This window comes from Mesorhizobium sp. M7A.F.Ca.AU.002.02.1.1 (assembly GCF_003998535.1).
GTDB lineage: Bacteria > Pseudomonadota > Alphaproteobacteria > Rhizobiales > Rhizobiaceae > Mesorhizobium > Mesorhizobium ciceri.
The window spans coordinates 1-5,799 of sequence record NZ_RZPB01000389.1 but is presented as its reverse complement, the minus strand read 5'-3'; the positions used below and the strand labels follow the sequence as shown (position 1 = coordinate 5,799).

General features: G+C 62.7%; 8 protein-coding genes. 1 reads left to right on the top strand and 7 read right to left on the bottom strand.

The window, feature by feature from the left end; translation table 11 throughout:
• Positions 1–277 (top strand): TOBE domain-containing protein (locus tag EN879_RS21895; protein ID WP_127274243.1); only part of this gene is annotated, 277 nt, incomplete at its 5' end.
• Between the two features lie 681 nt (positions 278–958).
• Here the strand turns inward: EN879_RS21895 and EN879_RS21885 are convergent.
• From EN879_RS21885 to EN879_RS21855, 7 genes are all read right to left on the bottom strand, one after another.
• On the bottom strand, positions 959–1,216 hold the full coding sequence (locus tag EN879_RS21885; RefSeq protein WP_024503578.1) for a hypothetical protein: 258 nt from the start codon (positions 1,214–1,216) through the stop codon (positions 959–961).
• A 170-nt stretch (positions 1,217–1,386) separates the two neighbouring features.
• A complete protein-coding gene (rpmG, locus tag EN879_RS21880; protein ID WP_006201775.1) occupies positions 1,387–1,554 on the bottom strand; it encodes a 50S ribosomal protein L33 in 168 nt (55 codons plus the stop codon).
• A 153-nt stretch (positions 1,555–1,707) separates the two neighbouring features.
• On the bottom strand, positions 1,708–2,166 hold the full coding sequence (locus EN879_RS21875; protein WP_024503577.1) for a hypothetical protein: 459 nt from the start codon (positions 2,164–2,166) through the stop codon (positions 1,708–1,710).
• A 111-nt stretch (positions 2,167–2,277) separates the two neighbouring features.
• Entirely contained in the window at positions 2,278–3,456 is a 1,179-nt protein-coding gene (locus EN879_RS21870; protein WP_024503576.1) for an MFS transporter, read from the bottom strand.
• A 75-nt stretch (positions 3,457–3,531) separates the two neighbouring features.
• A complete protein-coding gene (locus tag EN879_RS21865) occupies positions 3,532–4,272 on the bottom strand; it encodes an NUDIX domain-containing protein (protein WP_063167899.1) in 741 nt (246 codons plus the stop codon).
• Between the two features lie 86 nt (positions 4,273–4,358).
• The gene (locus EN879_RS21860; protein ID WP_024503574.1) at positions 4,359–4,793 is read right to left on the bottom strand and encodes a DUF983 domain-containing protein; all 435 of its coding nucleotides are present in this window, start codon (positions 4,791–4,793) and stop codon (positions 4,359–4,361) included.
• 11 nt (positions 4,794–4,804) lie between these two features.
• Positions 4,805–5,799, bottom strand: a 995-nt coding sequence (locus EN879_RS21855; RefSeq protein WP_127274242.1) for an RNB domain-containing ribonuclease, incomplete at its 5' end; no start/stop codon positions are given.

The following is a 5,799-nucleotide window of genomic DNA, read 5'->3' as shown; positions in this document are numbered from 1 at the left end:
GCCGGAAGACTTGCCACTGACCCACGGTGACGCCATCACCGTCGGTTTGCGGCCCGAGCATATCAAGCTGGCGGACGACGGTGCGTTGAAGGGCGAGGTGGGTGTGGTCGAGCCGCTCGGCCTTTCGACGCAGTTCTACGTCAAGCTAGCCAGCCAGCAGCTGTGCGTCTTTGCCATGGGCCGTGCCGGCGTCAAGTCCGGCGACGTGGTGCGGTTGGCGGCCGAACCGGACCAGCTGCATCTGTTCGATGCGAAAAGCGGCGAGCGCATCGGCTGAGGGGACGCAGCCGGGTCGGATGCGGGCAGCCGGATCAGGCGCCGCTATCGGGCGGGACATACACGGTAACGCTACATTTCAATTGGATAAAATAGCGGAACGTCCAAGAGACATTTCCGGAACCTAACAGGATCGCTCGGACCTTTGCGTCTAGGGCGCAAGACCTTAGTCCCGCCGTCTTCTCAAAAGAACGGAGGTCATTTCGCCGCGAACTAGGCCACCGTCGGAGTTAGTCAACACCGACGGTGGCCCCTGCAATATGGGCGAGTGGGTTGTGTGCGGATATGGTGTGATCGCGGAAGGCGATTGTAGACCGCTAACCGCGAGGGCTTCTTTTGGACAGCGGCGAGCTGTCCAACGGGTTTTCAGCCGATTTGGCCGATCGCCGCTCCTTCAGCCACAGGGACTTCTTTCTCCTTGCCAGGTTCTCGTCTCGAACGCTGTCTTCGGCGGTCACTCCGCCATGCATCGCGGCAATCACGTAGTCGGCTCTGTTGGTTCGAAAGTCGCCTTTTTGTACGGACATCGTTTTCTCCCAGTGCGAGGCATTTCCCCCCTTTTTGCCTGACGCTGAAACTAACTACTTATCCGTGGTGCAAGTCTACCAATTGGCGATTGTATTAAAACGATACACTCAGATGGTGCGATCGCACGAGAGGAGCCCATCCTGGCGAGGCTTCTTCATTGACCCTGTTGTGATCCTTGCGGGGGTGCCGCGGCGGGAGGTGTCGGAGCCTGCGGTGCGGGTTCCGTGGAAGGCGTGGCGGGGCTGTCAGGCTGAGGTGCAGGCGGTGCGGCCTCTTCCTCAGTCAGAACCTGGTCAGTCCTGGCCTTGATCTCATCGGCCGTCTGCTGGCTTATCAGCCCGTTGCTGACGGCAAAGCCAGCAGCCAGAGCGACAAGGGCTGCAATGATTGCAGCTTTCAACTTCTTCGACATCCATAGGCGCCTTATTCGTGACACCCAACCCACGGCCAAGGGTGCCGCAACCATGGCTAAGGGTCAATCCTTTGGCTGGAGTCTCTGCTCGGATGCAACGAAATCAACTGTTACAAACGAAAAACGCCGCCCATTGGGCGGCGTTTCGGCATTGCGGCGGGAAACCCGGATTACTTGATCTTGGTTTCCTTGAACTCGACGTGCTTCTTGGCGACCGGGTCGTACTTGCGGAACGACAGCTTGTCGGTCTTGGTGCGGCTGTTCTTGCTGGTCACGTAGAAGAAACCGGTGTCGGCGGTCGACAGAAGCTTGATCTTGATGTTTGCGGCTTTGGCCATGATATCAGTCCGTTTGTTCGTGGGGTTTTGGCCGCTGGAGCACGGGGAAACACCCGGACGCGGGAAACTTGGCGCGACACATAAAGAACGCGCCCGGAAAGTCAAGCCCGGTAGGCCTTGTGCGACCCACCAGAGCCGGCTCGGGAGCGGAAATCATGCGGTTTCCGTCGCCGATGCCGCAACCTTCTTCCAGTCTCCGGTCGTGTTCCACCAGCGATTCGGATTGGCGCGGTCGTCCAGCCCCTTGGAACGGCTGGCGAGAATCGGCTGAATGCGGATCACCGGTTCCTGGTAGGAGTGCGCCTGGAAAATCGCCTCGACGACGCGGGCGGCCAGCGCCTGGTCGTCCGGCAGTTCGAAGGAAACCTCGACCGTGCCGGGGCGCCGCCGCAATTCGGTTTCGGCGCCGGCGGCCGCACCGTCAAGCGGCCTGTAGCGTTCGATGCCGTGCGCCGACTGATAGGCATTGCGGTCATATTTGCCCATGGCCAGCGGCGCGATCGCCACCACGGCATCCATGATGCGGTCGACGTCGGCGGCCGGAGCCTGGAAGGTCACGAGCAGAAGCAGTGTCATTCGTAGCGATGTGGTTTCAAAGCCGCTGTCGATCATGGAAGTGTCCTCAAGTGTTTTGGGACACCTTTTTAGCCCTGTGCTCCTGACACGGTTCTGTCAGCAGCCTGTCACCGTGCCGTGCCAAATGCATGGCAGGCCGCAGTCGCGCTACAGCAGGATCTTGCGAACCAACCTGACGGCGACCAAAGCGATATAGGCGGCGAAGAACAGGCCGAGCGACCAGCCGAAGCCGGACGGGCCGAACGCATCCATGCCGATGCCGATCGCCTGCGGCCCGAGCACCATGCCGACGCCGTAGCACAGCACGAAGGCGGCATTGGCCGACGCCAGTTCATGGCCGGAAAGCTGCGAGCCGAGATGGGCAAGGCCGATCGTGTACATGGCAGCGACGACGCCGCCCCAGACGAACAGAAGCGCGGCCATCAAATGCCAATTCTGGGCGAAGAAGGGCATGAACACGGTGCCGATAAGACCGACCGTCGCGCAGGCAATCAGCAGGTAGCGGCGATCGCTGACGCGGTCGCTGATCATGCCGATCGGGATCTGCAACAACACATTGCCGAGGCCGATCATGGTCAGCAGAAGGGCCGCATCGGCCTCGGAATAGCCGATTCGGCTGCCGTAGATCGGGAACAGCGCAAAGCCGCCGGTTTCCACCGCGCCGAACACCAGCACGGCAGCGGTCGCCGACGGCACCAGCCAGATGTAGCGCAGGAAATTGCTGGTTTCGCCATCCGAGGCGATCGACGGGCTCTCGTTGCGTGCTGCCAGCACGGGTATGGCCGCCAGCGTCACCAACGCGATGATGACGCCGAACGGCCTGAAGCCGGAACTGCCGAGATGAGCGAACAGCCACGGTCCGGCGGCAAAGCCGAGCGACAGGACAGTGGCGTAGATGCCAAGGACAAGGCCGCGCCGGTGCGGCGGCGCCGAGGTGCTGATCCAGAATTCAGACAGGATGAACAGCACCGTCAGCGCAATGTGCAGCACGATGCGCAGTGGAAACCACATCCAGAAATCGGGTGCGAAATGGAAGCCGACAAAGGCCAGCGCGCCGGCGGCGATCATGGCGATCATGGTCCAGGCAACGCCGAAGCGCATGGCGAGCGGGGTCGCCAGCGGCGCACCGGCGATCGAGGCGAGGCCGGCGACGGCGGTGTTGAGGCCGATCATCGAAGCCGAGTGGCCGCGTGTTTCAAGGATGACGCTGAGCAGCGGCATGCCGAGGCCGATGGCGATGCCGACGACGCTGATCGACGAGATCGCCGCCACCATCGGCAGCCAGTGTACGCGCTCGTCGCCCTTTGGTTGGGTATCGACCGTCATGGATGCTGAATACTCTGTCTGTTTGATCTTACGCAATTCGGACGGAAAACCGCGTCACACTTTCCTGGAATTGCTCTAGAGAAGTTCGCGGATGAAGCGCCTGCGGACCAGCCGGTAGAAGGGCACGGGACCGCCTGGACGCAACAGCGGATCATGGGCGAGGCGCTTTTCCAACTCGTCCAGGATCATTCGGGTGATGTCGGGTATGTCGGCTTCCCTGGCCTTGGCAAGCGGCAGCCAGACCAGCTCTTCCAGTTCGTTGGTCGGACCGCCACCGGGCAGCTCGACCGCGACGTCGTCACGCCAGGCGCTGAAGAAACGGGTGTCGAAGCGGCGCACCCGGTTGGGCGGCGTGATGGCGCGCGCGACGAAGCGCAGCATGTCGAGAGAGGGTTGCACGCCGTGTTCGGCAAAGCCTTGCCAGTCGGATCTGGGGGTTGCGAAAGCACCCTTGCGGCCGATCAGCAGCCCGGCTTCCTCATAGGTCTCTCGGATGGCCGACAGGGCGATGGCGCGGGCTCGTGCGGCGCTTGTGCGCCCCGGCCCGGCGATCAGCTTGGCTTCCTGCTTCGGGTGCAGGGCGGCGACGACCGGTATGCGGCTATCGGCCGGATCGGTGCGGCCGCCGGGAAAGACGAACTTGCCCGGCATGAAGGCGTGGCCGGCATGGCGGCGACCCATCAGAACCAGTACGTCGTCGTCCTTGCGGTCGAGCAGGATGAGGGTTGCCGCGTCGCGCGGGCGAATTGGCCGGCCGCTATGAGCGATCATGCTCCGCTCGATCCTGTCGACTTCCGCCTTGGTCATACCGTCCATGCGCAGGACCTAGCGGAAACTTCTGGCAAGCGAAAGTGGCCTTTCACGGTCGGTATGTTGCGCCAGGCAGCATTCTTGGCTGCGGCCTAGGCTCCGGGATGCGGCTCGATCACGTCGTGCTCGCCGCCGAAGCCGTGCATATAGAAGGCCCATTGCAGTCCGATGACGGCACCCTTGACCGGCTGCAGCAGCGCAACCGACAAAAGGATGGTCAGCGGCACCCAGATGGCGATGTGCTGCCATATGGACAAAGTCGACGTCGCCTCCACGCCCATGAAGGCGCCCAGCACGATGTGGCCGACGATGACGATGACGAGGTAGGCCGGCAGGTCGTCGGCCCGGTGGTGATGCAATTCCTCGCCGCAGACGCCGCATGTGTCGACGGTCTTGGTAAAAGCGCGAAACAGCTTGCCTTCGCCGCAATGCGGGCAGCGGCCGAGCAGGCCGCGCTTCATCGCCGTCCACAGCGGGCGTGCGGCCCGGCCCGAGTGATGTTCTCCGCCGAAAACCTGTTCTTCCATGGCTGTTGTCATCATCGTCTCCTGCCGCGCGAACCCGGTCGCGATTGCGACGCGCGGGCGCGGCCCTTGGCCTTGTGAAACGACCGCTTGGAGCCCGGCAGAGGCTTTGGGTCGGTCAACATCTCGAAGCGCATCGCGCCGGCCATCGGCGCCACCTCGATAAGCCGGACCTCGACGCGGTCCGCGAGTTGGTAGCCTTTGCCAGAGCGTTCTCCGAACAGGGAGCGAGCCGTTTCATCGTATATATAGTAATCGCCGCCCAGAGTTGACACCGGGATGAAACCATCCGCGCCGTACTGCGGCAATTGGACAAATAGTCCTGATTTGGTGACGCCGGAGATGCGGGCATCGAACCGGTCATCGACGCGTTCGGCGAGATAGGCGGCGATCAGACGGTCGACCGTGTCCCGCTCGGCCGCCATTGCGCGGCGTTCCGTGCCGGAGATCTGCACCGCGACATCTTCGAGCCGTGCCGCTTCGTCCTGCGTCAGCCCACCCGGACCCAGTCCGAGTGCGGCAATAAGTCCGCGATGCACGATCAAATCGGCATAGCGGCGGATCGGCGAGGTGAAATGGGCGTAGCGGCGGAGGTTGAGACCGAAATGGCCGATGTTCTTTGGCGAGTATTCGGCCTGGCTCTGCGAGCGCAGCACCACTTCGTTGACAAGGCCTTCATTGTCGGCGCCGCGCACGCGCTCCAAAATGCCGTTGAACTGGCTTGGCTGCATCTGCGCGCCGCGCGCCAGTGACAGGCCCAATGTCTGCAGGAACTCGCGCAGCGATTCCTGCTTGGCGAGCGACGGCGCGTCGTGGACGCGATAGACCAGCTCCTGCTTCTTCGCCTCCAGCGTCTCGGCCGCGGCGACATTGGCCTGGATCATGAATTCTTCGATGAGCTTGTGGGCATCGAGCCGCTCCGGCACGATGACGCGGTCGACGGTGCCGTCCGGCTTGAGTACGATCTTGCGCTCCGGCAGATCGAGTTCGAGCGGCTGGCGGCCATCGC

What these genes read in the sequence shown, in the direction of transcription:
- EN879_RS21865 (WP_063167899.1), bottom strand. Translation starts at nt 4,272, where the DNA reads ATGGACGGTATGACCAAGGCGGAAGTCGACAGGATCGAGCGGAGCATG.
- EN879_RS21870 (WP_024503576.1), bottom strand. Translation starts at nt 3,456, where the DNA reads ATGACGGTCGATACCCAACCAAAGGGCGACGAGCGCGTACACTGGCTG.
- EN879_RS21885 (WP_024503578.1), bottom strand. Translation starts at nt 1,216, where the DNA reads ATGTCGAAGAAGTTGAAAGCTGCAATCATTGCAGCCCTTGTCGCTCTG.
- EN879_RS21860 (WP_024503574.1), bottom strand. Translation starts at nt 4,793, where the DNA reads ATGGAAGAACAGGTTTTCGGCGGAGAACATCACTCGGGCCGGGCCGCA.
- rpmG (WP_006201775.1), bottom strand. Translation starts at nt 1,554, where the DNA reads ATGGCCAAAGCCGCAAACATCAAGATCAAGCTTCTGTCGACCGCCGAC.
- EN879_RS21875 (WP_024503577.1), bottom strand. Translation starts at nt 2,166, where the DNA reads ATGATCGACAGCGGCTTTGAAACCACATCGCTACGAATGACACTGCTT.